This window comes from Bradyrhizobium sp. CCBAU 51765 (assembly GCF_015291725.1).
GTDB classification, from domain to species: domain Bacteria; phylum Pseudomonadota; class Alphaproteobacteria; order Rhizobiales; family Xanthobacteraceae; genus Bradyrhizobium; species Bradyrhizobium liaoningense.
Genome location: NZ_CP030038.1, coordinates 4,257,474 through 4,283,280, shown reverse-complemented (window position 1 = coordinate 4,283,280; position 25,807 = coordinate 4,257,474). Strand labels below are relative to the sequence as shown.

The following is a 25,807-nucleotide window of genomic DNA, read 5'->3' as shown; positions in this document are numbered from 1 at the left end:
GCTAGAAGGTGTGCTGCACTTTCACCGAGATGTTGCGGCCGGTCTCCACCAGGGGATTTGTGAAGCTTCGCGGATATGAGCGATTCACGAATGTCGATGCATCGACATAGGCTGTGTTGAAGATGTTCTCCAAGCCGAGGATCAGCTTGGTGTCGCCGAGTTGCGGCGATACCAGCTTGCCGAGCTGAAGCGTCGCATAGAGCTTGGGAATGGCGTAGCCCGAGGTCGTATATTCCTGCGCCGGATCGATCCGGGTCTTGCTGGCGGCCCAATCGATCACGCCGAGGATCGAGTAGGCACCATCCGGGTCCGCATATTGGATTCCCACCCGTCCGCGATAGGGGGCGAGAAAAGGCAGCGGCGTTCCGGTCAGCGTGTTGGTACCGCGCAACTGGGTGAAGTTCGTGAACAGGTTGACAGACGGCGTCATCTGCCAGCGCGCCTCCAGTTCGACGCCGGTCACCTCGGCCTTGCCGACGTTCCGAGACTGGGTGTATCCGCCGACACCGTTGAGCGTCACTGCGACCGTTTGGAGGAAATTCTCGTAGTGTGTATCGAACGCCGTGACCTTGAGCTCTGCATTGGTCGTATGAAAGCGTGCGCCTCCTTCGTACGTTACGCCGGTTTCCGGCTTCAGGTCCGGATTGGGAAGCTGAGTGGCCGTCACGGCAAACAGCTCGGAGTTCGTCGGCTGACGGAATGAGGTCGCCACGTTGCCGAGCAAGTCGACGCTCGGCAGGACGGCGTAGACGAACCCAAGGCTTCCGGTCGGAGCCGTTTGATCCATGTTGGTCTTGCTCGCATACAATGCTCTGACATTTGCAGGAATGGTGGATGCGAGCGGCGAGGTGTCGGTGGTCGTGTTGAACCAGTCGAAACGGCCCCCAGCGGAGAGCGTCAGCGGCTGGACCGGCTTCCATTCATGCAGGACGAACGTGCCGATGTTGGATTGCGTCGTGTCCGGGCCTTGCTTGGTGTAAGGCGAAAACACATCGCTCGTCACGATCCCCGTCGTCCCATTGCGGGTGATGGTCTCGGACGTCAATTCGCTGCCCGGCCGCGCTTCCCGGAAGCCGTCGAGGCCGACCGTGGTTTTCGTTACACCCCAGGGACTGAGCCAGGGAATCTCGGCCAGCGAGCGCCCGCCGACCACCAGGGGACCTATGACGTGGCTGGTGGATTTGACGGTTCGGGTGGTGATGCCCGCGGCGTTGATGGTGTTGTTGATCGTCGAGAGCTTCGTGTCGAAATAGTTGACGTAGAAGGAGCTCTCGACGTGCTTCACCAGGCCGTCGAGTTCGCCGGTATAGGCGATGCGCGCCGAATGCACCTGATTGGGGTCCTGCCGGACCTGGAGATACGGCGCGCCCGGCGCTCCGCCGACGCCGCCGGCGCGCCCATCGACCTCGCTGTAGGAGCGCAGCGAAAGCTCGAGCCTCTGGCCGATGTCGGGCGTGTAGCCGAGCTTGATGTTGCCGCCAACGCTCTGGTAGTCGCTGTTCGGCACCGTTCCGAGCGAAGTCTGATAGTCGCCACCCCATCGTCCGGCAAAGCCGCCGATGAAATCGAAGCCTTGTCCGGCGCCCTTCACCCAATCATAGGTGCTGAACGAGTTGGCGGCACTGCCGTAGCCAGCCGACCAGCCGCCGCCCGTAAACCGGAACGGCCCCGACGTATCACCGGTGTACGAGCGGGTCACGACGTTGACCAGTCCGGTCAATGCCTCGCTGCCATAGACGACGGAGCCTGGACCGCGGATCACTTCGACGCGCTCGACCTCGTCAGGCGCGAGATAATTGAGCTGCAGTGTATTGCGGCCGCGGAAGCGATCGCCGTCGATGAACATCGGCGAGCGGAAACTGTTCGAAGAGAACCCTCGCAAGTAGATCTGACCGCCGATACCACCGGAGCGGGCGATCGAGACGCCCGGGACCGAAGCAAGAATATCGAGAAGGCCGGTTGGCGACGTCGCCTCGATCTGGGCGCGGTCAACAACCGTGATGCTCTGCTCCGCAAGATGAGGAATTCCTGCTTGCGGCAGCCTGCCGCCCATGGGCTTCAGGGAATCGCTGTTCGTGCCTTCAGGAGCCGTTTGCGCGGTTTGCGGGCCTCGTGCCGGCTGCACAGCCTGCGACTGCGTTTGTCGCGCCGCGCGCGCTTCATTCTGCCGTGCCGTGCGACGAGGCTTCGACTGTTTTCCGGCCTCGACCGTCACCGTCGGCAGCACTGATTGTTGTGATGAACTACCCGCCGTCTGGGCTTCCGCGACTACGCTCGATGCCGTGGCCGCCACGCAAGCAAGCCCCACACTCAATCTCCACGTCGACGAAAAAAGCGAATTTCTCCCAAAGTCAGAAACGATCGTTCTCGAAAACATCGACGATATCCCTCAGCATTCAGCCAGCCTCAGGCGTCTTATCTTGCGACAATCTCTTGTGCCATCTTCGGAAGTCCAGTTTCGAGCAATTCAAATTGCGCTGGATGCTCTGCTCATCAATCAAGCGTTTGACGCACGAAATTCAACAACTCGTCGTCGCGATCGAACGACACATCGTCCTTCGATCGATTCTAATTTCGGACAGCCACACCTGCGGCACACGACGAGCATTTTGCTTTTGAATCTTCCTTCCATTGGACTATGTAGCCGGGTCAGCAGCGCCGGGTCGATAATCCCAGCGCCGACGAGGTTCTTGCATTTCATGCTGCCGCTGTTGCATTGGGGAAGATCAGCACTAGGCTTGGCCACGATCCTTGTGATCGCTTTCGGCGAGCTCAGTGCTGCGAACGCGATCGATCTGACCGACCAGCGCAACCGCAAGCTCTCGTTCAGCCGACTGCCGGAACGCCTGGTCATCATTCCGATCCCGGCACCATCGACCTTCGTGACGATCGATGGGAGCGACAGGAAGATCGTCGGAATGAACGAATACGCCGCACGCGCGATGCAGGATGGCATTTTCGGCAAGCTGTTTCCTGGCCTCAGGCAGATCCAGACGGCGATAACGACCGGTGGAGATGCCTCCAATTTCGCTCCGAATGTAGAGGCAATCCTCGCATTGCGGCCGGATGCGATTTTCCAATGGGCCAACAACAACGAGATCATCGGGCCGTTGGACCGGACCGGGATTCCCGTCGTCGGCATGCGTGTCGGTTCGTTCGAGAACTACGTCGACTACGTGAAGTTGATGGGTAAGATCGCGGGCAGGGAAGACCGAGCGAGCGAATTGCTCCGAAAGCAGGAAGAGACTCGTCAGTCGCTGACGTCGCGGTTTGCCGATCTATCGTCGACGCAGCGACCACGCGTGCTGTACTTCAATCGAGTCACGAACATGCTGCGCGTCAGCGGCAAAGGAACGGCGCAGGATTTCGCCATTGAGCTGGCGGGCGGACAGAACGCGGTCGGCACCGCTTCGGTCAGCACCATCACCATTGAGCAAATCCTCGCGTGGAATCCGCAAGTCATCCTGCTTGGAAATTTCGATCCGGCGATGCCGTCGGATCTGTATCGCGATCCGCGCTGGCAGGGCATCGAGGCCGTTCAGGCTCGACGCGTGTACCGCGTTCCTCTCGGGGGGTATCGCTGGGATCCGCCGAGCCACGAATCGGCACTTGGTTGGCTCTGGCTGGCCGGTCTGCTGCATCCCGAACGTGCTCAGGAGAGCATTCGCACCTCGGTGAAGAGCTGGTTCGGCTTTCTCTATAATTACAGTCCAACGGATGAGGAGATAGACGGGATCCTGTTTCTCAAGGACAACGCCGGGTCGGCCGGCTATGAAGCTTATCGGGCTCATTGATGGGAAGCGCTATCTCCGGATCGGCGGCGAGTCTTCCCTCGCGGAGTGAAAGATCCTTTGCCCTGCTTTATTTTGCGCTCGCAGCGGGCCTTATCCTCGTCCTTTTGTGGGCGATCGCATCGGGACGGTATCAAATCCCGTTCGGCACCGTCCTGTCGATCATCGTGTCGCACCTGGTCGCAGTGAAAGCGACGTGGACCACCACGGAAGCCGTCGTCGTCGAAACGGTGAGGCTGCCGCGCGTGCTCGCCGCCGCTATCGCAGGCGCAGGCCTGTCTCTGTGTGGCGCAGTGCTTCAGGCGATCTTCCGCAATCCGCTGGTTGGCCCGCAGACAATCGGAGCCTCCTCCGGTGCTGCCCTCGGCGGCGTCATCGTCATCTTCCTGGTCGGGTTCGGGCCACTCGTCCAGATCGGTGCTTTTGGAGGTGCCGCCTTGGCGCTCGTCGCCGTGCTTGCGCTCCATCGCAGTGACAATCTCTCGCCCATCCTCACGCTCGTGCTTGCGGGCGTGGTCGTCAGCGCGTTCTGCACCGCTCTGGTCGGACTTGTGACCTATCTGGCCGATCCCGAGACGACATTGCAGGTCATCGTGTTCTGGCTGCTGGGCAGCTTCGCGCCTTCGACGTGGCTGCACTGCGGTTTGATTGCGGTCTGCACCGCGGTCGCAGCCGCCGTACTCATCGGGATGAGGTGGCGGGTCAACGTTCTTTCGCTCGGAGATGAAGAAGCTCGAACCCTGGGCGTCAATCCGGGGCGCGATCGGTTGATCCTTCTGGCCGCGGCCTGTCTTGCGATCTCGTCTCAAGTTGCAGTCAGCGGAACGATCGGCTGGGTCGGTCTCATCATTCCCAACCTTGCGCGCATGATCGTAGGCGCGGACAACCGCCAGCTGCTGCCGGTCTCGACATTCCTGGGCGCCATCTTCCTGGTTGCAGCGGACACGCTGGCGCGGTCGCTCACGCCGGCCGAGATTCCGGTCGGGATCATCACGGCGCTCATCGGCACTCCGATCTTCGCGCTGCTCCTCCGGCGCACCACCAGGAGCGGCGCAGCATGATCCGCATCGAGAATGCAGGCCACAGGTACGGATCCCAGCACTGGCTCTTTCGCGAGCTGTCCGTCACCTTTCCTTCGGCCCGGATCGCCGCAATCCTCGGGCCAAATGGCTGCGGCAAGACAACCTTGCTGCGCGCGATCAGCCGGACATTGACCCTCAAGGAAGGAATCATCGACATCGACGGCCATGTGGGTTTCGTGCCGCAGGCATTGACGGCCGATCAGTCCTACAGTGCCGCCGATATGGTTCTGATGGGACGAAGCCGCTATCTCGGCAGGTTCAGTTCGCCGGGCCGCAAGGACAGGGAACGCGCATATGAGTCGCTCGAGGAGGTCGGTCTGGTGGCTCTCGCGGAGCAGCGTTACGACCGGCTGAGCGGCGGGCAGCGGCAGCTCGTCCTGCTGGCCCGCGCTCTGGCCAGCGACTGCAGGGTCCTCGTGCTGGATGAGCCAGCCTCGACGCTCGACATGGCCAATCAGGGCGTTGTTCTTCGCCTGCTCCTGCGCCTCGCAAGCTCCTTGGGCCTCACCGTGTTGTTCACGACGCATCATCCGGACCATGCAATCGGTATCGCCGATACGACCTTGCTGATGCAGCGGAACGGCACTCACGTCTGCGGTCCGACCGGGGAGGTGCTGACCGAAGGCAATCTCGCTCGGATGTATGGCGTGCCGGTGCGCCGCGTGGATGTTCATGTGGACGAGGAGACGGCCTCGGCGATCGTGCCGTTGCACGGCTTGCGGAGCAAGGCTCCGGATCAGCCTCTGGTCCCCTGAGATCAGCGACCGCCGCGATCGGTTTGCGGCGCAGCCTTTCGCTTCGCCCAGGGCAGAAAGCCGTCGAGGAACTTCGTGGTTGCGGGCATGAAATTGCTGCCGTGATGATAGAATGGATCCAGTGTCGAGACCAGCAGCCGGCCGGGCAGGGTGACTCGATCCTCGTAGAGCAGCGCTCCGCCACTGTCACGGCCTTCAGGATCGGCCGGGACGTCGATCAGCGCCCGAGCCCCTGGTGGCGGGGTCAATACACCGTGGAAGTGCCATATCGTGCTTTCGAACGGCACCGCCTGGAAAAACTCATGGTCGGGCGCCAACAGGCGGTGCGGTGGATGCGCTGTCTTGTCGAGCCACCACCAGAAGTTTGTCGGCCGTGCCGCCCAGGTGACACCCGGCAGCCACGTGTCGGCGCGATTCTCACCGAACACGACCAGCGTGTGCCCGGCTTTCGCAAACTGGATCAGCACATCGCGGTTGGCACGAAGAACGTTCGGATTGATGCGATCCGGCACGATCAGGAAAGTGACGTCGGTCAAGGCATCCGCTGTCAGTTCGGGAGCGTAGATGATCTTGTCGAACAGCGCTCGATAGCGCCGGCCGTGAATGGCCGCGTGGTGATAAAACGTGCCGCCGTCGAGGATCGCGAGGCTCATTGAACGTTTCGTCCCTCTGTGACCCATTGCATGATCCGGGGCGCCAGCTGCTTGTCCTCGCCGCCGAATGTCCAGAGGTCATTTCCGCCGTGGAACAGCACGTGACCTCGACCGACCGGATAGATGAAGTCGAGCGGTAGGTTCGGCTGGCCGAGGGCGTGGATAACCAGCGCATCCGGCGGTGCGTCGTGCCAGACCCGGCCGTAGAAGCCGGAGACGCCGCGGCGGAAAGTCAGATCATGCGGGTCAATGCCGTGCCAGATGGGATGCGCGGCGAGGCGCAGCACCGTGATGTCGCTCAGCTTGTAATTGTCGATGGTGTGGAAACCTGCCATGCGCGGTAGGTAGGGATAGGCGTGATGGCCGTTCGCAACGACGACACCGCCGCGAACAAGGTATTCCTCGATCTGGCCGGCGCGGGCCGCCAGGAAACGCTGGTCGCTGTGCATGCTCACGAACAGCACACTGAAATCGTTCAGATCGATGTCGGGCAGCGCATAGATGTCCCGCAGCTCGGCTTTGACGTTCGCCAGGGCACGCAGCGACCCGTCGTCATAACCGAAGCTGAGAGCAAGTCCGGGCTTCGTCATCAACTCGCACGCATGGTGAAGAGAGCGCCTGGCTCCTTCGCCAGAACGTCCTCGGCGATGGACCGCTTCAATGCACTCAGCTCGTGCTCCTGTGCTGTGCTGCGATCCTTGGCGAAGACGAGCTCGAAAAAGCGCTCCGGCAACACCCCAGGCAGCAACGCCATCTCGGCGGTTCGCTCTCCGAGCGTAATTCGAAAGCTGTAGGAAATGTCGTGCCCAGGCACAAGTCTCGCGTCGGGCAGCGAGCGGTCTACGCTATAGGCGCCGCGGGTCACGGCGCGTGTGATCACTTCGAACGCGTCCCGCACACCCGGACCCGGGTGTCCACTCACGATGCTGATGTCGCGCCGCGCCGGAATTTTCTCGGGCGACAGCACGGCGAACGCTGCCCGCTGCGCCTGGAATACGATCGCGGCCATGGCAAGCGCGGATTGGCCATGGTAGGCGGCCACCACGGGGAAACCAATCTCGACCGGCTCCTCCTCGGCCATGATGGTGATCGCAGATTCTTTTCCTGCTGGCGTGTTCACAGAGTTCTCACATGACGAGGCGGCTGGTAGCTCGCATGCGTTACCCCGCGCTTTTGCCCGAGGTCAACAAGCCAAACTTAGATTCAGTTCAAAGCGCGATCAGGCGGCGAGGCTCTTCCGGTCCTATGAATAAGGAGCAGAGAGAATCCATCTCGCCGCTAGAAGCATCGCACCGAATGGATTGGGCAACGAGGAGTTCGACCCGCAATCGCCGCAAGCTACCCGAAATCCTCCGGCCGCAGCTCGATCGGCTTGCCGTGCGGGGTGCGATCGGCGGCGTGGTCCCAGGCGTCGCGATAGCGGTGCAGGGTTTCGGCCGATGCGACGCCCTTGCGCGCCACGAGGCCTTCCAGCGTCGCCAGCCAGTGCAGGTAGTAGGTCTCGCCCGTATCAGGATCGCCCGCCGCTTGCGCGCGCTTGATCTCGTCGGCGAGTGCGGCGGCCCATTCGGGCCAGGTGAACACGCCGCGCTCGTGCAGGGTCAGCGCCATGGCAAAGGCATGCGCCTCCCAGGGGGCGCGGAAGACCGGGCCGTCGTCATCGCGGGGAATGCTCGGTATGGCCGCCGTGGCGGCCGCAGCAAGCGTCGTGCTCATCACGCCGGGTCCAGATAGGGCTCGAACGCGTCGATCGAGACACTTGTGGTCGGATCAGCGTCGGGGCCCCAGAGTTCGCGGCCCTCGAACACCACGGTGTAGAGCCATTGCGGATTCTCGCCGCGCTCCATCGCCGCCGTGTCCGGAAACACGTGACAGCCATGGTTCAACTCGATTACGCCGACATGGCCGCGCACGTAGCGCGGCAGCCTTGTGTGCGTGGCCGGATGGATGTTCTTCGCGCGCACGCGGTCGCCGATATTGAATTTCGCCGGCGCCGGCGCAGGGCGGTCGAACTTGCCGCGCACCATGATGCGTTCGACGTTCGCGAGATCGAACTTGCCGTGCTTGAGCGCTTTTGCGGGCTGCATCGCATGGCCGGCGGCGACTTCCTCCCTGGTGAGGTAGCCCTTGTCGATCAGCATCTCCTCAAGACCGAGGAACCATTTCTTGTAGTAGGAGCTCGCGAGATAGACGTGCGGCGGCAGCGTCTCGCGGTAGAAGCGCGAGGTATCGATGTTGAAGGCGCCGGCCGCGCCCATCGCGCGTACCATGGCAAGCACACGCGCTTCCCAATCCGCGTGAAACATCGGCTCGTTGGGCTCGGGCTCGACCTTGCCGAACCCGTCCATGCCGCCCATGTCGTGCACGCCGTTCATGACGGGGCTCCAGGCATTCGCGGAAAGCCGGTGCCGATCATGGAGTCGCGGGTGACGATCTCGGCGAGCTGCTCCTCGGTCCAACCCTCCGTGCCTGCAGGGCGCATCGGCAGCACCAGGAAGCGCGTTTCGGCGGTCGAATCCCACACCCGGATTTCCATGTCCTTGGGCAGGGTGACGTCGAAATCGGCGAGCACGCCGCGCGGATCCTTTACGGCGCGGGAGCGGTAGGGCGCAGCCTTGTACCAGACCGGCGGCAGTCCCAGCATTTCCCAGGGGTAGCAGGAGCACAGCGTGCACACGACCATGTTGTGCCGCTCAGGCGTGTTCTCGACCACGACGAGATGGTCGCCGACGCGGCTGACATAGCCGAGCGTGCCGATCGCCTTGCTGCCATCCTCGAGCAGCGCCTTCTTGAACGCCGGATCGGTCCAGGCCTTGGCGACGACGCGCGCGCCGTTATGAGGGCCGATCCTGGTCTCGTAGGCCTGGATGATGGCATCGAGCGCGGCGGGCTCGACATAGCCTTTTTCGGTCAGGATCGTCTCGAGCGCGCGCACGCGCAGCTCGGTCTCCGACAGCTCGGAATGATCGTGGTGATGGTCGTGATCGTGGCTCATGGCAGCAAAGATATGCGCAATGGCCCAGGCCTGTCGAGTGTTCCTTGCATCGTGATCGGGTCCCATATTCGTGACGACATTTGTGCGCTAACATCGCCGAAAGCAGCGTGGAGATGATGGTGACGGACTACGTGAAGATCGAGAAGGGCCTTGGGCCCGAGGGCCGGATTGCGGTGGTCCGTTTCGACCGCGGCGACGGCATCAACGCACTCTCGCCGGAGGCATTGCGGCAGCTGACCGCGGCTGCGCGCAGTTTCGAGGATGACGCCGCGACGTCGGTCGTCGTCTTGACCGGCAGCTCGGGCGCGTTCAGCGCCGGCTTCGACCTCAAGGATGAGGAGGGACGTTCGCGCAAGGAGATGGATCTCGGCACGTTGCGGCGGCATCTCAAGCTCGGGCCGCGCCTGACGCACGCCTGGCAGGAGATGGAGCAAATCACGATCGGGGCGATCGAGGGCTTCTGCGTCGGCGGCGGGGTCGCCCTCGCTGTCGCGCTCGACTTTCGCATCATGGGCCGCAACGCGCATTTGCGGGTGCCCGAGATCGGGCTCGGCATGAACATGAGCTGGCAGAGCATCCCGCGCATGCTGCATCTGATGGGGCCGGCCCGCACCAAGCAGGCGGTCATATTGGCCGACCAGCGCATCAGCGCGGACGAGGCCTATGAATGGGGCCTGGTGGAACAGGTGACCGACCCCGGCCATGCCTTCGATGCGGCCATGGAGCTTGCCCGCAAGGTCGCCGCACAGCCGCCGCTCTCGGTCGCCATGACCAAGCTGACCGTCAACCGGCTCGCGCACGCGCTTGACGATCTCGCCAGCCACATGGATGTCGATCAGTTCGCGCTCGCCAGCCTGACCGAGGATCACAAGGAGGGCGTCGAAGCATTCCTGGCCCGCCGAAAGCCACGCTTCAGGGGCCGGTAGATCAGGAGCGGCAGGACGACGATCCCGTCGGAAGATGAATTTTCTTTGCACGTGACGGATTGGGAAAACTTCGTCCAACTCCTCGCAAATATCTGACATTGCAAGGAAGACCGGAAACGGCGATGGTGCGTGCTGCGGTGCAGCGCGCGTGACCCGGCCGGCATCGCAATTTCATCCCCGTCGCTCCATGCGACCTGATTCCCGCCCGCCCATGAGCGGCGCGAGCAAGCGAACTATTGTGCATGAAGGCCGTCTCCATGAACGCCTACCAATCGCTCGCAATCGGACAGCCGATCGAAAGGCTTGAAGCGATTCCCCCTGCCGTGGACGCGATGGTCCGTTTCGAGGGCATCTCAAAAACCTATCCGGCCTATCGCGGCAAGCCCGGCGTCAACGCGCTGCAGACTATCGACTTTGCAATTCCGCGCGGTTCCATTACCGGCGTGATCGGCCGCTCCGGCGCGGGCAAGTCTAGTCTGGTGCGGCTGATCAACGGCCTGGAGAAGCCGACCACGGGCCGCGTGATCGTCGACGGCCGCGACATCTCGGCGCTGACCGGCCGCGCGCTGCGGTTGGCGCAGCGCTCGATTGGCATGATCTTCCAGCACTTCAACCTGCTGTCGTCGCGCACCGCGGCCGACAACATCGCTCTGCCGCTCGAGATCGCCGGCTGGGCCAAGGCCGACATCAAGGCCCGCGTGACGGAGCTGCTCGCGCTCGTCGGCATCGCCGACAAGCATGATCGCTATCCATCGGAGCTCTCCGGCGGCCAGAAACAGCGCGTCGGCATTGCCCGCGCGCTGGCGACGCGGCCGAGCGTGCTTTTGTCGGACGAGGCGACCTCGGCGCTCGATCCGCAGACCACGCGCGCGATCCTCGATCTGCTCGCGAACATCAACCGCGAGCTCGGCGTGACCATCGTTCTGATCACCCACGAAATGTCCGTGGTGCGCCAGCTCGCCAAGGAGGTCGTCGTGCTCGACGCCGGACACGTCGTCGAGAGCGGCCATGTCGCCGACATCTTCACCCACCCGAAGCATCCCATCACACAGTCCTTCCTGGCGGAGGCGATCGGCGACAGCCTGCCAGTGTCGCTGGCGAGCCGGATCGTGCCGGAGCCTTCGGCCGGCGGCCACGCCGTGATCCGCATCCAGGTGGACGGGGCGGGGGCCGGCGACACGCTGGTGGCGCGGCTCGCGCGCGAAATCGGCCGCGACGTGTCGCTGCTGTCGGCGCGCATCGACGAGGTCGGCGGCCAGCATGTCGGCTCGCTCGTTCTCGGTATCCCGCTCGGTGTTTCCAGCGGCGCGGACGCGGTGACGCGAACGCTGGCCTTTATGTCTCGACATCAATTCCCGGCGGAGCATCTCGGCTATGTCGCCTGAACTCATCAACCTGATCATCCAGGCGACCTTCGAGAGCCTGTACATGGTGGGCATCGCCGCGCTGCTCGGCACCGCCTTCGGCCTGCCGCTCGGCGTCTTCCTCGCGACCAGCCGCAAAGGCGAGTTGTTCGCGGCACCCATCGTCAATCGCGTGCTCGGCATCGTCGTCAACGCGACGCGTTCCACGCCGTTCATCATCCTCGTCGTCGCCATCATCCCGTTCACGCGCCTCATCGCCGGCACCTCGATCGGATCGAGCGCCGCGATCGTGCCGCTGACGATTGCGTCGACGCCCTTCATCGCGCGTCTCGTCGAGGCCGCGATCCGCGAGGTCGACGGCGGCCTGATCGAGACTGCGTCCTCGTTCGGGGCCTCGCCGCTCCAGATCGTGTTCAAGGTGCTGATCCCCGAGGCGCTGCCCGGCCTGTTGCTGGCGCTGACGCTCGCCGTGGTCAGCCTGCTCGGCTATTCCGCGATGGTGGGCGCGGTCGGCGGCGGAGGGCTTGGCGATCTCGGCATCCGCTACGGCTACCAGCGCTTCATGCCGGAGATGATGCTGGCCGTCGTCGTCGTGCTGATCGCACTGGTGCAACTGGTCCAGAGCGCCGGCGACTACCTGGCGCGCCGGGTCAACCGCCGGCTGCGGCATCGCTGAACCGGATCACGCGGCACGCCTCGCGCGCCGCAGCGTCTCCGAGGGCAGCTCGGAGAAGTGGCGCTTGTAGTCGAGCGAGAACTGGCTGAAGTGCCAGAAGCCGTGCTGCACGGCGACGTCGTAAATGGATGTTCCGGCGCCGCCGGCGCGTTTCAGATCGCGCCGTACGCGGTTCAGCCGCATCGCACGCCAATAGTGCATCGGGCTCGTGCCCAAAACCGCCTGGAAGCAATAGCCGAGCTTGCGTGGACTGGCGCCGACCGCCTTGCAGACCTCCAGCAGCGACAGCGAATGGTTGGCGTTGCCGTGCATCAGCTCGCGGGCGCGATCGACGGTACGCTTGCGCGCGTTTGCGCTGCGGCCGAGATCGGTGGGGCGTGCGGTCGGCAGCATGTCCATGATCTCGACGAGGAGGGCGTCTTCGAGCGCCTGCCGGACGGCCGGATCTTCAAACCGTTCGGGCGCGGTCGCGATGGCCTCGTGAATGGCCTCAAGATGAGCTCGGAATCGTGCGACCGGCGCCTGCGCCATCTCGATCACCCGCAATTGGTGCCAGACCGCGCGCGGCAGATCGATCTCGAGCCGGGCGGCGAGATCCCGGATCAGCGCCGAACTGGCGACGACACCGCGCAGCTCGAATGACTTCGGCGTGCACATATCGACCTCGGCGTCGACGCAGGCAATGACCTGGGCGCCTGCAACGCTGGCGCCGTTGCAATTGACCTCGCTGTCACCACGCCAGGGTAGACCAATGCCAAAGCTGTCGGCGCCGAGCTGACCGTATTGGCGGACCTGCTGGCTGGTAATTTCGCGGAACACCTCGACCCGGGGCAGAGAGAGCTGGGTGAAGCTGCCTCGAAACGCGCCGGCGCTGATCTGGTCGTAGCGCAGCCGCCAGCGGCCGAGCGCGGCGCAGTGCTCATCCACATCCGTGCTGCTCGCCTCGATCAGGCCGGCAGCCGATTCCTGAATCGGAGGAGTTACGTTCAAGGCCATGATAATGCGTCGAAATTTGCAAGGCAAAGTTAACAATAAACGTGCCAAGACTGACACGCTGGACGGCCGCGTCCAGCAAAATATTGCCGGATCTCGATAACGCCCGACAGCGCCGCGGTGCAGATTCCGTCCAGCCGTTCCGACAGCGCAGTCGGGATGGCCTTGCGGAGGATCGAGATGCGACCGACCGATGTCATGCGCGGCAGCCCGCCCGCGCCCGAGGCTCAGGTGACGCGCGCCAATTGGCGCAGCTTTCCCGCCATCCGCTGGGGCTTCACCCATACCCGGGAAGTGCTGCCCACCGCGGAAGTGCGCCGCTCGCCCCAGCCGACGCCGATTCGATGTGCGCCGCGCGAATTGTCAAAGCTCGGCTTCAAAGCGCCGGACGGCCAGCCGACGACAATCGAGGCCACGCTACGTGAGACCTTTGGCGATGCACTGCTGGTCATGCATCGGGGCACGCTGATCCACGAATGGTATGGCGACGGCATGAGCGCGACAACGCCGCATCTGATCTGCTCGATCAGCAAGTCGGTTGCCGGCACGCTCTGCGGCGTGCTCGCCGCACGCGGGCTGCTCGATCCCGAGGCGAGGGTGGTGCGCTACGTGCCGGAGCTGGAGAATTCCGTCTACGGCAGCTGTACGGTCCGCAACGTGCTCGACATGGCCGTCGCCATCAAGTTCGAGGAAGACTACGAGGACCCTGCCGGCGACGTCGCGCGTTACCGCTTCTCCTCGGGCTGGGATGTGCCGCCACCGGGTGTCGAGCCCAGCCACCAGCGCGCCTATCTCACGACCCTGTGCGGCACCGGCAAGCCGCACGGCAAGGTGTTCCACTACGTCTCGACCAACACGGAGGTTCTCGGCTGGGTCTGCGAGCGCGCCTGTGGCAGGCCTTACCCTCGCATCCTCTCCGAATATCTCTGGCAGCCGATGGGCGCGGAGGAGGACGGCTCGCTCACGCTCGACAGCCACGGCATGGGCCGCATCGCCGGCGGTCTGTCCGTCACTGCCCGCGATCTCATCCGCTTCGGCGAGATGATCCGCTGCCGCGGCGTGGTCGAGGGACGGCAGGTGGTGCCGGGCTGGTGGATCGACGACATCCACGAGAACGGCGATCCCGAGGCCTGGGCCGAGGGGGACCTCGCCGATATCTTCCCGGGTGCGCGCTACCGCAGCAAATGGTACACGCTCGATCCGTCACGCAACGACCTTGCCGGGATCGGCATCCACGGCCAGTGGCTCTACATCGATTCGGCTTCCGACACGGTCATCGTCAAGCTCGCAACGCAGCCGAAGGCGATGGACGTGCCGCTCGACCATCGCTGGCTCGCTGCCTTCCGCGCCATCACCGCACATCTCGCCCCGCGCTGACTTCTGGACATCATCATGCTCGATCCCGCCAAGGCACGATCGCCCGCCCATGCCGCCAACGCGCATGCTCTCGATCCTCTGACGACTGAGGAGATCACGGCGGCCTGCACGCTGGTGCGTGCGGCCGCAAGCTCGCCGGAGCACTGCCGCTTCCCGACGGTACGGCTGGAAGAGCCGACCAAGCAGGAACTGGCCGCGGGCGGAGCAGGGCGCCGCGCCTTCGTGCTGACACTTGACATCGCGACCGGCGAGGCCATCGAGCACATCGTCGATCTTGGCCGCGGCGAGATCGTCGATCGGAAGCTCCTCCCCAACCGCGACGTGCCCTATGGGCAGCCGCCGGTGATGCTGGAAGAGTTCTTCAAGTGCGAGGCCGTGGTGAAGGCCGATCCCGGCTGGCGCGCTGCGATGCATCGGCGCGGGCTCAGCGATAGGGACATCGAGCTCGTTCAGGTCGACCCGTTCTCCTCGGGCTTCTTCGACATGGAATTCGAGCGCGGCGCCCGCATCGTACGCGCCGTCAGCTTTTTCCGCGAGCATCTGCAGGACAACGGTTATGCGCACCCGATCGAGGGCGTCGTCGCCGTGGTCGATCTGATCGGCGGCAAGGTCATCGATCTCACGGATGCAGATCCGATCGTGCCGATTCCGCGCAAGAAACGGAACTACGGCGCGCATGAGGTCGCAGAACCGCGCACGGACATCAAGCCCCTGCACATCGAGCAACCCGAAGGGCCGAGCTTTCGCGTCGACGGCTGGAAAGTCGATTGGCAGAAATGGAGCTTTCGCGTCGGCTTCACGCCGCGCGAGGGCCTGGTGCTGCATCAGCTCGCCTACCAGGACGGCGCGCGCAAACGGTCGCTGATCCACCGCGCCAGCGTCACTGAGATGGTAGTGCCTTACGCCGATCCGACCGAAAACCATTTCTGGAAATCGGCGTTCGATGCCGGCGAATACGGCCTCGGCATGCTCGCCAACGCGCTCGAACTCGGCTGCGACTGCCTTGGCAACATCCACTATTTCGACGTGCCGGCCGCCGACAGCAAGGGCGAGCCCTTCGTCATGCAGAACGCCATCTGCATGCATGAGGAAGATTACGGAATCGCTTGGAAACACTACGAATTTCGCAACGGCCTATTCGAGGTTCGCCGCTCGCGGCGCCTCGTGATCTCGTTCTTCGCGACGGTCGGCAATTACGACTACGGATTCTACTGGTACCTCTACCAGGACGGCACGATCCAGCTCGAGACCAAGCTCACCGGCATCATCCAGACCGCCGCGGTGCCGCCTGGCGAGACTTACAAATGGGGCGGCATGGTCGATGACCAACTGGGTGGACCGACGCATCAGCACTTCTTCAACGTGCGCCTGCACATGGATCTCGACGGCGGCGGCAATACCGTCACCGAGCACGAGTTCGTGCCGCGGCCATGGGGGTCCGACAATCCCCATGGCAACGCCTTCACCACCACGACGCGCGTGCTGTCACGCGAGCGCGACGCCGCGGCGATAGCCAATGGCGAGACCGGCCGGTTCTGGAAGATCAGCAATCCGAACGAGACCAACTCGGTCGGCAATGCTCCCGCCTATAAGCTCGTGGTCAATCCGAGCCCGCTGATGCTGGCGCAGGAGGGCAGCTATGTGCGCAAGCGCGGCGGCTTTGCCACCAAGCACATCTGGGTGACTGCGTTCGATGCCAACGAGAAATACGCCAGCGGCGACTATCCCAACGTCCACGCCGGCGGCGACGGCCTGCCGCGCTATGTCGCGCAGAACAGAAACATCGAGAATGCCGACATCGTGATCTGGCACTCCTTCGGCCACACCCATGTCTGCAAGCCCGAGGACTTCCCGATCATGCCGGTCGAATATGCCGGCTTCATGCTGAAGCCGACCGGATTCTTCGCGGCCAATGCGGCCGGAGATATTCCACCGGACCGCAACAGCCGCAGCGTGCTGGCCGGCGAGAAGTGCGCCGCCGCAACCTGTTGTCATGCGGACCCGGGGTAAGATTCGGCGGCTTATGCCTTGGGCTTCGGCTCGCCGCGCTGATCGCGCGATGCAGCCATCGCATGCGGTCGCATTCCGAGCGGACCGCCGAGCACGGGCGCCAAGCAGTCCCAGGTCGGCGTCTATGTGCAGGATCAGATCAAGCTCGGCCGGCTCTCGTTCCAGCTTGGCGGCCGCCAGGATTTCGTGACCACACAGGTCGATAACGGTATCGCCAACACGACGGTCGCGTAGGACGCGTCGGCCTTCACCGGCCGCGCGGCCGACGCGCTGCTGGCCTACAGCAGGGACAATTGGCGTCTGGCGCTGAACGTCACCAATCTCGCCGACACCCGCTATGTCGCCGCATGCTACCGCCTGTCGGGCTGCTTCTACGCGGAAGGGCGGAAAGCCATCGCCAGGCTGACCTACCACTGGTGAGCACGACGCGAGGGCGGTCCGGCCTTGGAGGCCGGACCTGTTCCTCCCAACGGTCAGAACGGATAGTGCCGCGGCCCGGTCTGCACGGTGATCCAGCGCAGCTCGGTGAACTCGTCGATGGCGGCCTTGCCGCCGAAGCGGCCGTAGCCTGACGCCTTGGTGCCGCCGAACGGCATCTGAGGCTCGTCATGCACGGTCGGAGCGTTGACGTGGCAGATGCCCGCCTCGATCCGCCTGGCAACGCCGAGCGCACGGGCGATGTCGCGGCCGAACACGGCGGAGGAGAGGCCGTATTCGGTGTCGTTGGCCACGCGCACGGCCTCGTCGATCCCGCTCACGCGCACCACGGTCACGACCGGACCAAAGCTCTCCTCACCATAGATCCGCATTGCCGGCGTGACATGATCGACGATGGTGGCGGGCATGATGGTGCCGCTGCCGTGACCGCCGGCGGCGAGCACGGCGCCCTTGGCGACGGCATCGTCGATCAGGCCCCGGACGCGCTCGCAGGCGGCGTCACTGACCAGCGAGCCGAGCACCACATTCCCCTTGCGGGGATCGCCGAAGGGAAGGCTCTTGGCCTTGGCGGCGAACTTGGCGATGAAGGCGTCCGCCACCTTGTCGTCGACGACGATCCGCTCGGTCGACATGCAGATCTGCCCCTGGTTCATGAAGGCGCCGAACGCTGCCGCATTCACGGCGGCGTCGAGATCGGCATCGTCGAGGACCACGAGCGGGGCCTTGCCGCCAAGCTCCAGCAGCGCGCGCTTCAGGTGCTTTGCGCATGCCAGCGCGATGAGGCGGCCGACGCGGGTCGAGCCGGTGAAGTTGACGCGGCGGATCGCAGGATGGGCGATCAGCGCCTCGACCACCGCCTGCGCATCTTCGGGTGCGTTGGTCACGACATTGACAACGCCGTCGCCGAGGCCGGCCTCCGCCAGGCAGCTTCCGATCAGCCGATGCACGCCCGGGCTCATCTCGGACGCCTTCAGCACCACGGTGTTGCCGCAGGCGAGCGGCGTCGCGACCGAGCGCACGCCGAGGATCACGGGGGCGTTCCACGGCGCGATGCCGAGCACGACGCCGACCGGCTGGCGAAACGCCATGGCGAGGTTGTCGGGCTTGTCGGTCGGAATGACTTCGCCGGATATCTGCGTCGTCATGGCCGCGGCTTCGCGCAGCATGCCTTCGGCTAGATGCACGTTGAAGCCGGCCCAACCCGCCGTGGCGCCGGTTTCGGCGACCATCAGCGCGGTGAACTCCGCTGCCCGGCGCGCGAGGATGTCGGCGGCCGCATTGAGCCGCTTGCGGCGTTCGGACGGACCAAGCTGCGACCAGGCCGGGAAGGCGGCAGCCGCAGCGTCTGCGGCCCGCATCGCGTCGTCGATCGACGCCGCCGTCACGATGGTCGCGACGTCTCCGGAGATCGGGTTGTGGCGCTGGAAGGTGCGCTGATGGCTGGCCGACTGGTCTTTGCCGCCGATGAGAAGGTCGATCGCGTTCATGAAGCACTCCAGAGGTTGCGGGCGGGGTTGAGTGATTATGGTGGGGACGGGGCCGCGCGCGCCTTGCCGAGATAGGCTCGCTGGACCTCCGGATCGTTCTTCATCGCACTGGCAGGTCCGCTGCCGGCGTTGCGGCCGGACTCGATCAGGTAGACACGGTCGGCGATGTCGAGGCTGGCCCGCGCATTCTGCTCGACCAGCAGCACGCTGAGGCCGCTGCTGCGGATCTCCGCCAGCGCGCGGAAGACCTCGCGGCTGAGCAGGGGCGACAGGCCGAGCGAGGGCTCGTCGAGCAAGAGCAGCAGTGGGTTCGACATCAGCGCCCGGCCGATCGCCACCATCTGCTGCTCGCCGCCGCTCATGGTGCGAACGGCCTGGGCCATACGCTCGGCAAGCCGCGGGAACAGTCGCAGGATCCTCGCGAGCCGGTCTGCCTCGCCTGCGCGGGCGCGGGCGGGATAAGCGCCGAGTTGCAGATTCTCGGCAACCGTCAGATCGCCGAACACGCCGCGGCCTTCGGGCACCAGCGCGATGCCGCGCTCCACGATCAGATGGGCGGGCAGTTCGCCAATGTGATGTCCCTCGAACCGGATCGTTGCGCCCTGAGCAGGCTTGACCAGCCCGGCGATGCTCTTGAGCAAGGTGGACTTGCCGGCGCCGTTGGCGCCGAGGATCGCGACGATCTCGCCTTGCTCGACACCGAGCGCAATGTCGGCGAGGGCCTGGTGCTTGCCATAGAAGTGGGAGAGGGCGGCGACCTCAAGCATCGTCGGCTCCGAGATAGGCTGCGACGACTTTTGGATCGGACAACACGGCCTCCGGCGCGCCGCGCGCGATCACGCTGCCGGCGTTCATGACGATGCAATGGCTGCACAGCGCCCGGATCGCATCCATGACATGCTCGACCATGATGATGGTGAGCCCGCGGTCGCGCAATTTCGCGATCAGCGCGATGCCGGTCTCGAGCTCGCTCGGATTGAGGCCCGCCAGCCATTCGTCGAGCAGCACGAGGCGCGGCTGCAGCGCCAGAGCGCGGGCAAGCTCGAGCCGCTTCTGGTCGATATAGGTCAGCTCGCTCGCCGGCGCTTCCTGCATCTTGCCGAGCCCGACCAGGTCCAGCAGCTCGCTTGCCGTTGCACCCGAGCCGTTCGACGTCGAGAACAGCCGCGCCGCCGCAACGTTTTCGGCCACGGTCAGGTCCGGCATCACGCGCACCAGCTGGAACGTGCGCGCAAGGCCGAGGCGCGCGATCTGTTGCGCGCGCAGGCCGTTGAGGACGGTGCCGCCCAGACGGATCGTGCCCGAAGAGGGTCGCAGCGCCCCGGACAGCGTATTCAGCAGCGTCGTCTTGCCGGATCCGTTCGGGCCGATGATGCCGATGATCTCGCCCGGCGTGACCGTGAAGCTGACACCGTCGACGGCGCGCAATCCGCTGAACGATTTGCTGACGCCGTCGACCGCGAGCAGCGGTGCATCGCTCGCACGGGCGGCCGCGGCGACGGGACCGCCGGCCGGAACGCGCCAGCGGCCCACCCCGAACAGGCCGATCACGCCGTTCGGCAGCACCATCACGATGAACACGAAGATGACGCCGAGCACGATGCTGAAATGGTTGGGCAGGGTCGCGGTCAGCACCTCGAACAGCAGGACCAGGGGAATGACGCCCAGCACGGGCCCGAACAGCGAGCCCGCGCCGCCCAGCAAGGCCATGATCACGACCTGGAACGAGATGGTCGGATTGAACGCAATGGCCGGATCGATATAGGTCCAGCGTGGCGCCATGACCGCGCCGGTCACCGCCATGAAGGTCGCGCTCAGAACGAAGACGCCGAGCTTGACCCGCGTGGCATCGATGCCGGAATGGCTCGCCGCGGTCTCGTCGGCGCCGATGGCGCGCAGGGCCAGGCCGTAGCGCGAGCGTCCGAGCATCCAGCCCACCAGGAAGACGACCGCGGTCAAGCCCAGCAGCTGCCAGTAGAGAACCTCCTGCGTCACCGCACTGAAGAGATAGCGGCCGACCGATTTGTGGATGTTGACCTCGTACCAGATCACCAGCTGCCGGATCAGCTCGGCCAGGCCGAAGGAGAATATCACGAAATAGATGCCGGACAGCCGCAGCGTGGAGAGGCCGGTGATTGCGGCGGTGAGTGCGCCCACGCCGGCGGCGGCCAGCAGCACGACCGGCCAGGGCATGGTCTCGCCGAGCACGGCAGCCGTGTAAGCGCCGAGCCCGAAGAACGCGACCGTGGCAAGCGAGATGTAGCGCGTCGGGCCCGAAAACATCGCCCACGCGGTCGCCAGGATCGTGAAATAGAGCACGCTGATGCCGAGCGCGAGATAATAGCCGTTGGCATGGAGCGGAAAGCTGACGAGAAAGGCGGCGAGGGCGAGGCCGGCGCACCACAGCAGAATTCGGACGGGCCCCGTCATGACGCGGCCCTGCCGAACAGGCCGGTCGGCTTGATTACGAGCACGCCGAGAAACAGCGCGTAGGTCGCAGCCAGCGTCAGGCCGGGATCGACCAGCCGAGCCACCGCGGTTTCGACCACACCAAGCAGCAGCCCGGCGACCAGCGCGCCGATGACGTTGCCGACACCGCCCATGATGACGACGACCAGTGCCTTCATGGTGAAGACCACCCCCATCGCGGCATTGAAGGTGAGGAACATGCTGATCAGCACGCCGCCGACGGCGACGAGGCCGCCGCCAAAGGCAAACGCCAGCCCCGACAGGGCCGCAACGTCGATGCCGACGAGACGCGCGGCGTTGGCATCGACTGCGATGGCACGTACCGCCGTGCCGATCCGGGTGCGGGTGAGGGAGAGATAAACGGCGCCGCCGACCAGGGCCGCGAACAGCAGCGCGACGAGCCGATTGACGGCGAGCGTCGAGCCCATGATCGTCAGCGGAATGGAGAGATAGCCATAGCTGTAGTACTGGCCGCCAAAGGCGACCAGCATGGCGCCCTGGATCACGAACAGCACGCCGAAGGTGACGAGGATGCTGTCGATCTCTTGTGCGCCCCGGTCCTTGCCGCGCCGCATCAGCCGTTCCAGCAGGAAGCGATACAGCAGCCAGTTCAGCGCCATCGCGATCGGGACCGCCAGCAGCAGCGCCGCGAGCGGGCTCAACCCAAGCCCGCTATAGAGCGAGAATGCGCCGAAGGCGGCTGCGACCAGCGACTCTCCATAGGAGAGGTTCATGATCCGCGCCACGCCATACTGCAGCGTCAGCCCGAGCGCGATCAGCGCGTACATGCCGCCGAGCACGAGGCCCGGCAGGATGATGTCGACAAGCAACATGGAACGGCGTCCCCTTGAGCGGACGGCAGCAGGCCTCGCGGGCGCAAGGCCTGCCAGCCAGCCTTACTGCCACTGCGGCTTGGGCACGACCGCGGCACGTGCGCCCGGCAGCGAGGCCGGCGCGAGCGCGTAGAACTCGCCGTTCTGCCACTGTCCGACGCTCCAGACCTCCTGGAGCAGCCCGTCCTTCAGCTTGACCTTGCCGATGATGGTCTCGAACGTGCCCGCGCGGATTTCCGCCGCGACAGCGGTGCGATCGAGCTTGCCGACCTTTTCGATCGCCTGCTGGAGCACCTGCAGGCTCGCATAGGTGATCGAGCTCGCCCAGCGATCCGGCTCCTTGCCGGTGGCGGCCTTGTGGCGCGCGAGATACTCCTTCAGCTGCGGAGACTCGGCATTCCAGCCGCCGATGCCCATCACGCCGTCGCTGTTGGCGGCAAACTTGCCCTTGTAGAGCGGGAACGCGGTGCCGACGCCGACATAGAAGATCTTCGGGTTGAACTTCAACAGCTGCGCCTGCTCGGTCAGCGCGATCGTATCCGGCGGATAGCTGAAGGCGATGAACGCATCCGGGTTCGAGGCGATCGCATCCTTCAACAGAGGCTGTAGATCCTGCGTTCCCATCGGATAGGTCTTGTCATAGCCGAGCGTGAAGCCCTGCTTCTTGAAGGCCTCGCGGCCCGCAGCGGATAGCTCGATGCCGAACTGGTCGGCGATGCTGACCATCGCGATCTTCGCCCCGATCTTGCCTTCGCTCTTCAGCTTGCCGAGCAGGTCGGCGAGCCCCTCGGATATCTGCGCCGACGTCCCGAGCCAGAACGTCGCGTTCGACCAGCGCTTGGCAAGCTCCGGCGCCTTGTCGGTCACCGACGTGACCGCGAGGTGAGGATAGCCCAGACGGTTCAGTGTCGGGCCGACCGCGAGGTTGAGGCCCGTGCCCCACGGCGAAAGAATGAAATCGACCTTGTCCTGGTTGGCGAGGCGCTCGATTGCCTTGACGGCTTCTTCCGAGCTGCTGCGGTCGTCATATTCGACCACCTCGATCGGCAGCTTCTTGTCGCCGAGCTTGATGCCGCCGGCGGCATTCACGTCCTTCACCCACAGCTCATAATTGGGGAGGGTGGTGATGCCAGCGCCGCCGGCATAAGGACCGGTCTTGGAAATCGCGTAGCCGATCCGGATCTTCTCCTGCGCATCGGCCGTGGACGGAAAGGTCGAGAGCGTTCCGGCCAGAGCCGCAAGGCCAGCGACGCGCAGCAACGTTCGACGGTTCGCCGAAAACATATCGTGTCTCCCTCCTGTTGCACTCAAACGATTGTTGGCATCGATGTGAGTGGTCGTTTCCCCTTCGGTCCCGACTTTCTCTAGGGCGGCATCCTTGAGCCGGCCGCCACCGGGACTTGACCTAGCAAGCATCCCAAGCTTTGCTCGCACAATGGACAAATCCGGTGAAAGATTGGACGTTTCTGGTCTTGACCGCCAAGTGCGTCGAGGCGTCGCGGGCCCAGACCCGGCACCGGCAATCGTCCCGAGTGGGGCTGTGCCTGTGGGCGCCGAGCTGATCGGAGCGCATTACGTCCCGCGGCGATGGACGCTGACCTCGAAAGCAGCCCGTCCGTTCATTCATCTGCTCTGCCTTCCCGGCGGCGGGACCGCCGAGATCGGACAGGCCGGCAAGACCATGCGGACGGTCGGACCCGCGATGGTCTGGCTCCCGGCGGGCTCCGCCGACTATCTGGAGGTGTTGGCAGGCACGACGGCGCAGCTGCTGCAGTTGCGCGCCGGCACATGGCATCGCTATCTCCCACCATCAGCGGAGGCGGCCTATCTCGCGCTCGAGGGCGCAGGCGGCATCCTGGCGTTGCAGGTCGAGGCCGATCTCGCGGCCACGATAGCGCGTTCCATCGCGGCGATCGCCGCCGAGATCGCCTCGCCCGCACGCAGTGGTGCAGCGTCGATCATGTCGGCGGAGCTGACGCTGTGCGTGCTGCGTTTCTGGCGCCTGTTCGCCGGCGACGGCAACCGGAACGAGGAGGGCAGCAGCACCGAGATCCTGAGCCGGTTCCGCAGGCTGCTTGAGGAGCGCTATCAACAGCACCTCCGTGTCAGCGAGTACGCCAGGCTGCTCGGCACCACGCCGGATCGCCTGCACGCACTGTGCAGCCGCGAGCTGAGGCGCTCGCCGAGCGAGCTGATCCAGCAGCGCCTCGTCAGGGAAGCGGCGGCGCGGCTGGAGGCTGGAACCATCGCCGTCAAGCAGATCGCATTCGCGCTGGGCTTCACGGACACCGCCTATTTCAGCCGCTTCTTCCGCAAGCACACCGGCGAGGCACCGGGCGAATGGCGTCGGCGCGTTGCGGCACGCGCGAGAGCGGGGCGATCGAGGCCGACGCTGAATTTTGCCGATTGGCCGTAACGCACGCGGCTGCGCAGACAGCTGATCACGCATGGACGCTTTGTCGCGCAGCTCATTCCCCAGTCTCGATAAATTCTAATGTCGGGCCTCTCGCACTGAAGTGGCCCCTGCGTTAGGCCGAAGGCGGTCGGAGAGGTGACCTGCCGCCGGTGAGTCCAATCGAAAGTCGATAGCGGTCCGGCACATGAGGGACCGGGCCAGCGTGAATGAGATCTGAGCGATGAGAGCGACATTCGGCAAACTGCATCGCTGGGCGGGACTGCTGACGGCCGCCTTCCTGTTCTTCTCCGGCATCACCGGCGCGATCATTTCCTGGGATCACGAGCTCGACGACATCCTCAACGGCCATCTGTTCGACGTCTCGACCAAAGGCCCGGCTATACCCTCGATCGAACTGGCCAGGATGATCGAGCAGCGCGATCCCCGTGCGCGCGTCGTTTACCTCTTCATGACGCCGGAAGAGGGCCACTCGCTATGGTTCTTCGTCATGCCGCGGATCGACCCCGCGACCGGCAAGCGTTACCCGCTCGACTACAACCAGGTCTTCCTCGATCCCAACACCGGTGCCGAGCTTGGCCGCCGCTATTGGGGCGCGGTCTGGCCCGTCACGCGGGAGAACTTCGTCTCGTTCCTCTACAAGCTGCACTACACGATGCACATCCCGGAATTCTGGGGCAGCGACCGCTGGGGCATGCGTGTGCTTGGCGTGATCGCCATCATCTGGACCATCGACTGCTTCGTCGGATTCTATCTGACGCTGCCTTCACGGCGGCGCGCCAAGGCGGCGCGGGCGCCCGAGGTCTCGCGCCAGCTCGAGCGCGGCTTCTGGGCGCGCTGGGCGCCGGCCTGGACCATCAAGACCTCGGGCAGCGCCTATCGGATCAATTTCGACATCCACCGCGCCTTCAGCCTCTGGACCTGGGGCGTGCTGTTCGTCATCGCCTTCACGGCGTTCTCGCTGAACCTCTATTTCGAGGTGTTCTCGCCGCTGATGAAGATGGTGTCGAACTACACGCCGACACCCTATGAGCAGCGGCCCTATCGCAATCTCGACGATCCGATCGAGCCCAAGGTGACGTTCGCCGACATCGCCGCACGCGCGGCGGCCGACGGCAAGGCGCGCGGATGGACGACCCCGGTCGGCTCGATCAACTACGGCCCGGCCCATGGCGTCTATGCCGCCGCCTTCTTCCACCCCGGCGACGACCACGGCGCAGGTGGCGTCGGCCCGGCGCAACTCTATTACGACAGCGAGGACGGCCGCCCCATCGGCGAGCGACTGCCTTGGGTCGGCACCGCCGCCGACATCTTCGTGCAGGCGCAATTCCCGCTGCATTCGGGCCGCATCGTCGGGCTGTTCGGCCGCATCCTGATCTCGATCATGGGCCTCGTGGTGGCGGCACTCTCTGTGACCGGCGTCGTGATCTGGTGGCGCAAGCGCCGCGCCCGCGTTCGCGTGCGTGAGACCGCCGCGATACGCCTGAACCGGCAGCAACTGACACCGGCAGAGTAGGGCTCCGGCACTCCGCCGACGGATGAACC

At 64.7% G+C, this 25,807-nt stretch carries 23 protein-coding genes and 1 pseudogene; 11 read left to right on the top strand and 13 right to left on the bottom strand.

Annotation, left to right across the window (positions count from 1 at the left end):
• Position 1: 1 nt before the first annotated feature.
• Positions 2-2,053 (bottom strand): TonB-dependent receptor, encoded by a 2,052-nt coding sequence (locus tag XH96_RS20530; RefSeq protein ID WP_246789692.1) that lies wholly within the window; start codon positions 2,051-2,053, stop codon positions 2-4.
• On the opposite strand from XH96_RS20530, the gene XH96_RS39190 reads away from it, so the two are divergent.
• The 3 genes from XH96_RS39190 to XH96_RS20515 are packed head-to-tail and all read left to right on the top strand — an operon-like array spanning position 2,052 to position 5,628.
• Positions 2,052-3,794 carry an ABC transporter substrate-binding protein gene (locus tag XH96_RS39190; protein ID WP_246789691.1) on the top strand — a complete coding sequence of 581 codons (1,743 nt, stop codon included), beginning with the start codon at positions 2,052-2,054 and terminating at the stop codon, positions 3,792-3,794. The two genes, XH96_RS20530 and XH96_RS39190, sit on opposite strands and share 2 nt — an antisense overlap.
• Positions 3,794-4,852: an iron ABC transporter permease gene (locus XH96_RS20520; protein WP_194387408.1), complete on the top strand. Its 1,059-nt coding sequence runs from the start codon at positions 3,794-3,796 to the stop codon at positions 4,850-4,852. The genes XH96_RS39190 and XH96_RS20520 overlap by 1 nt, the downstream gene beginning before the upstream one ends.
• Entirely contained in the window at positions 4,849-5,628 is a 780-nt protein-coding gene (locus tag XH96_RS20515) for an ABC transporter ATP-binding protein (RefSeq protein WP_194387407.1), read from the top strand. Before XH96_RS20520 ends, XH96_RS20515 begins: the two co-directional genes overlap by 4 nt.
• A 2-nt stretch (positions 5,629-5,630) precedes the next feature.
• On the opposite strand, the gene XH96_RS20510 is transcribed toward XH96_RS20515, so the two are convergent.
• The 6 genes from XH96_RS20510 to nthA form a co-directional block, all read right to left on the bottom strand.
• On the bottom strand, positions 5,631-6,281 hold the full coding sequence (locus XH96_RS20510) for a hypothetical protein (protein ID WP_194387406.1): 651 nt from the start codon (positions 6,279-6,281) through the stop codon (positions 5,631-5,633).
• Positions 6,278-6,871: a hypothetical protein gene (locus tag XH96_RS20505; RefSeq protein WP_194387405.1), complete on the bottom strand. Its 594-nt coding sequence runs from the start codon at positions 6,869-6,871 to the stop codon at positions 6,278-6,280. Before XH96_RS20505 ends, XH96_RS20510 begins: the two co-directional genes overlap by 4 nt.
• Entirely contained in the window at positions 6,871-7,401 is a 531-nt protein-coding gene (locus tag XH96_RS20500) for a hypothetical protein (protein WP_246789690.1), read from the bottom strand. Before XH96_RS20500 ends, XH96_RS20505 begins: the two co-directional genes overlap by 1 nt.
• 218 nt (positions 7,402-7,619) lie before the next feature.
• Complete coding sequence (locus XH96_RS20495) at positions 7,620-7,997, bottom strand: nitrile hydratase accessory protein (protein WP_028182021.1); 378 nt, start codon at positions 7,995-7,997, stop codon at positions 7,620-7,622.
• A complete protein-coding gene (nthB, locus tag XH96_RS20490) occupies positions 7,997-8,656 on the bottom strand; it encodes a nitrile hydratase subunit beta (protein ID WP_194387404.1) in 660 nt (219 codons plus the stop codon). Before nthB ends, XH96_RS20495 begins: the two co-directional genes overlap by 1 nt.
• Positions 8,653-9,276 (bottom strand): nitrile hydratase subunit alpha, encoded by a 624-nt coding sequence (gene nthA, locus XH96_RS20485; protein WP_194387403.1) that lies wholly within the window; start codon positions 9,274-9,276, stop codon positions 8,653-8,655. Before nthA ends, nthB begins: the two co-directional genes overlap by 4 nt.
• 119 nt (positions 9,277-9,395) lie before the next feature.
• Between nthA and XH96_RS20480 the strand changes: the two genes are divergently transcribed.
• The 3 genes from XH96_RS20480 (at position 9,396) to XH96_RS20470 (ending at position 12,242) form a co-directional block, all read left to right on the top strand.
• A complete protein-coding gene (locus tag XH96_RS20480; protein ID WP_194394198.1) occupies positions 9,396-10,202 on the top strand; it encodes an enoyl-CoA hydratase/isomerase family protein in 807 nt (268 codons plus the stop codon).
• 242 nt (positions 10,203-10,444) lie between these two features.
• The gene (locus XH96_RS20475; RefSeq protein ID WP_194387402.1) at positions 10,445-11,587 is read left to right on the top strand and encodes a methionine ABC transporter ATP-binding protein; all 1,143 of its coding nucleotides are present in this window, start codon (positions 10,445-10,447) and stop codon (positions 11,585-11,587) included.
• A complete protein-coding gene (locus tag XH96_RS20470) occupies positions 11,577-12,242 on the top strand; it encodes a methionine ABC transporter permease (protein WP_194387401.1) in 666 nt (221 codons plus the stop codon). The genes XH96_RS20475 and XH96_RS20470 overlap by 11 nt, the downstream gene beginning before the upstream one ends.
• Positions 12,243-12,248: 6 nt before the next feature.
• Here the strand turns inward: XH96_RS20470 and XH96_RS20465 are convergent, their stop codons facing one another.
• The gene (locus XH96_RS20465) at positions 12,249-13,238 is read right to left on the bottom strand and encodes a helix-turn-helix domain-containing protein (RefSeq protein WP_194387400.1); all 990 of its coding nucleotides are present in this window, start codon (positions 13,236-13,238) and stop codon (positions 12,249-12,251) included.
• Between the two features lie 177 nt (positions 13,239-13,415).
• Here XH96_RS20465 and XH96_RS20460 point away from each other — a divergent pair, with 177 nt between their 5' ends.
• The 3 genes and pseudogenes from XH96_RS20460 to XH96_RS20450 all read left to right on the top strand — a co-directional run.
• On the top strand, positions 13,416-14,612 hold the full coding sequence (locus XH96_RS20460) for a serine hydrolase (protein ID WP_194387399.1): 1,197 nt from the start codon (positions 13,416-13,418) through the stop codon (positions 14,610-14,612).
• 15 nt (positions 14,613-14,627) lie between these two features.
• On the top strand, positions 14,628-16,622 hold the full coding sequence (locus XH96_RS20455; protein WP_194387398.1) for a primary-amine oxidase: 1,995 nt from the start codon (positions 14,628-14,630) through the stop codon (positions 16,620-16,622).
• Positions 16,623-16,715: 93 nt separating this feature from the next.
• A pseudogene (locus XH96_RS20450) lies at positions 16,716-17,042 on the top strand (TonB-dependent receptor domain-containing protein); the annotation flags it as partial.
• A 53-nt stretch (positions 17,043-17,095) separates the two neighbouring features.
• On the opposite strand, the gene XH96_RS20445 reads toward XH96_RS20450, so the two are convergent.
• The 5 genes from XH96_RS20445 to XH96_RS20425 form a co-directional block, all read right to left on the bottom strand.
• The gene (locus XH96_RS20445; protein ID WP_194387397.1) at positions 17,096-18,547 is read right to left on the bottom strand and encodes an aldehyde dehydrogenase; all 1,452 of its coding nucleotides are present in this window, start codon (positions 18,545-18,547) and stop codon (positions 17,096-17,098) included.
• Between the two features lie 35 nt (positions 18,548-18,582).
• Positions 18,583-19,314 carry an ABC transporter ATP-binding protein gene (locus XH96_RS20440; protein WP_194387396.1) on the bottom strand — a complete coding sequence of 244 codons (732 nt, stop codon included), beginning with the start codon at positions 19,312-19,314 and terminating at the stop codon, positions 18,583-18,585.
• Complete coding sequence (locus XH96_RS20435; RefSeq protein WP_246789689.1) at positions 19,307-20,977, bottom strand: ATP-binding cassette domain-containing protein; 1,671 nt, start codon at positions 20,975-20,977, stop codon at positions 19,307-19,309. Before XH96_RS20435 ends, XH96_RS20440 begins: the two co-directional genes overlap by 8 nt.
• Positions 20,974-21,849, bottom strand: coding sequence for a branched-chain amino acid ABC transporter permease (locus XH96_RS20430; protein ID WP_194387395.1), 876 nt, complete (start codon positions 21,847-21,849; stop codon positions 20,974-20,976). Before XH96_RS20430 ends, XH96_RS20435 begins: the two co-directional genes overlap by 4 nt.
• A 63-nt stretch (positions 21,850-21,912) precedes the next feature.
• Complete coding sequence (locus XH96_RS20425; RefSeq protein ID WP_194387394.1) at positions 21,913-23,133, bottom strand: amino acid ABC transporter substrate-binding protein; 1,221 nt, start codon at positions 23,131-23,133, stop codon at positions 21,913-21,915.
• A gap of 256 nt (positions 23,134-23,389) precedes the next feature.
• Here XH96_RS20425 and XH96_RS20420 point away from each other — a divergent pair, with 256 nt between their 5' ends.
• The gene (locus XH96_RS20420) at positions 23,390-24,265 is read left to right on the top strand and encodes a helix-turn-helix domain-containing protein (RefSeq protein WP_246789688.1); all 876 of its coding nucleotides are present in this window, start codon (positions 23,390-23,392) and stop codon (positions 24,263-24,265) included.
• Positions 24,266-24,485: 220 nt separating this feature from the next.
• Entirely contained in the window at positions 24,486-25,778 is a 1,293-nt protein-coding gene (gene fsrB, locus XH96_RS20415) for a siderophore utilization protein FsrB (RefSeq protein ID WP_194387392.1), read from the top strand.
• Positions 25,779-25,807: the final 29 nt, after the last annotated feature.

What these genes read in the sequence shown, in the direction of transcription:
- XH96_RS20435 (WP_246789689.1), bottom strand. Translation starts at nt 20,977, where the DNA reads ATGACGGGGCCCGTCCGAATTCTGCTGTGGTGCGCCGGCCTCGCCCTC.
- XH96_RS20445 (WP_194387397.1), bottom strand. Translation starts at nt 18,547, where the DNA reads ATGAACGCGATCGACCTTCTCATCGGCGGCAAAGACCAGTCGGCCAGC.
- XH96_RS20465 (WP_194387400.1), bottom strand. Translation starts at nt 13,238, where the DNA reads ATGGCCTTGAACGTAACTCCTCCGATTCAGGAATCGGCTGCCGGCCTG.
- nthB (WP_194387404.1), bottom strand. Translation starts at nt 8,656, where the DNA reads ATGAACGGCGTGCACGACATGGGCGGCATGGACGGGTTCGGCAAGGTC.
- XH96_RS20510 (WP_194387406.1), bottom strand. Translation starts at nt 6,281, where the DNA reads ATGAGCCTCGCGATCCTCGACGGCGGCACGTTTTATCACCACGCGGCC.
- XH96_RS39190 (WP_246789691.1), top strand. Translation starts at nt 2,052, where the DNA reads ATGGGCTTCAGGGAATCGCTGTTCGTGCCTTCAGGAGCCGTTTGCGCG.
- XH96_RS20455 (WP_194387398.1), top strand. Translation starts at nt 14,628, where the DNA reads ATGCTCGATCCCGCCAAGGCACGATCGCCCGCCCATGCCGCCAACGCG.
- XH96_RS20530 (WP_246789692.1), bottom strand. Translation starts at nt 2,053, where the DNA reads ATGGGCGGCAGGCTGCCGCAAGCAGGAATTCCTCATCTTGCGGAGCAG.
- XH96_RS20470 (WP_194387401.1), top strand. Translation starts at nt 11,577, where the DNA reads ATGTCGCCTGAACTCATCAACCTGATCATCCAGGCGACCTTCGAGAGC.
- XH96_RS20430 (WP_194387395.1), bottom strand. Translation starts at nt 21,849, where the DNA reads ATGTTGCTTGTCGACATCATCCTGCCGGGCCTCGTGCTCGGCGGCATG.
- XH96_RS20495 (WP_028182021.1), bottom strand. Translation starts at nt 7,997, where the DNA reads ATGAGCACGACGCTTGCTGCGGCCGCCACGGCGGCCATACCGAGCATT.
- XH96_RS20440 (WP_194387396.1), bottom strand. Translation starts at nt 19,314, where the DNA reads ATGCTTGAGGTCGCCGCCCTCTCCCACTTCTATGGCAAGCACCAGGCC.
- XH96_RS20505 (WP_194387405.1), bottom strand. Translation starts at nt 6,871, where the DNA reads ATGACGAAGCCCGGACTTGCTCTCAGCTTCGGTTATGACGACGGGTCG.
- nthA (WP_194387403.1), bottom strand. Translation starts at nt 9,276, where the DNA reads ATGAGCCACGATCACGACCATCACCACGATCATTCCGAGCTGTCGGAG.
- XH96_RS20515 (WP_194387407.1), top strand. Translation starts at nt 4,849, where the DNA reads ATGATCCGCATCGAGAATGCAGGCCACAGGTACGGATCCCAGCACTGG.
- fsrB (WP_194387392.1), top strand. Translation starts at nt 24,486, where the DNA reads ATGAGAGCGACATTCGGCAAACTGCATCGCTGGGCGGGACTGCTGACG.
- XH96_RS20520 (WP_194387408.1), top strand. Translation starts at nt 3,794, where the DNA reads ATGGGAAGCGCTATCTCCGGATCGGCGGCGAGTCTTCCCTCGCGGAGT.
- XH96_RS20475 (WP_194387402.1), top strand. Translation starts at nt 10,445, where the DNA reads ATGAAGGCCGTCTCCATGAACGCCTACCAATCGCTCGCAATCGGACAG.
- XH96_RS20460 (WP_194387399.1), top strand. Translation starts at nt 13,416, where the DNA reads ATGCGACCGACCGATGTCATGCGCGGCAGCCCGCCCGCGCCCGAGGCT.
- XH96_RS20425 (WP_194387394.1), bottom strand. Translation starts at nt 23,133, where the DNA reads ATGTTTTCGGCGAACCGTCGAACGTTGCTGCGCGTCGCTGGCCTTGCG.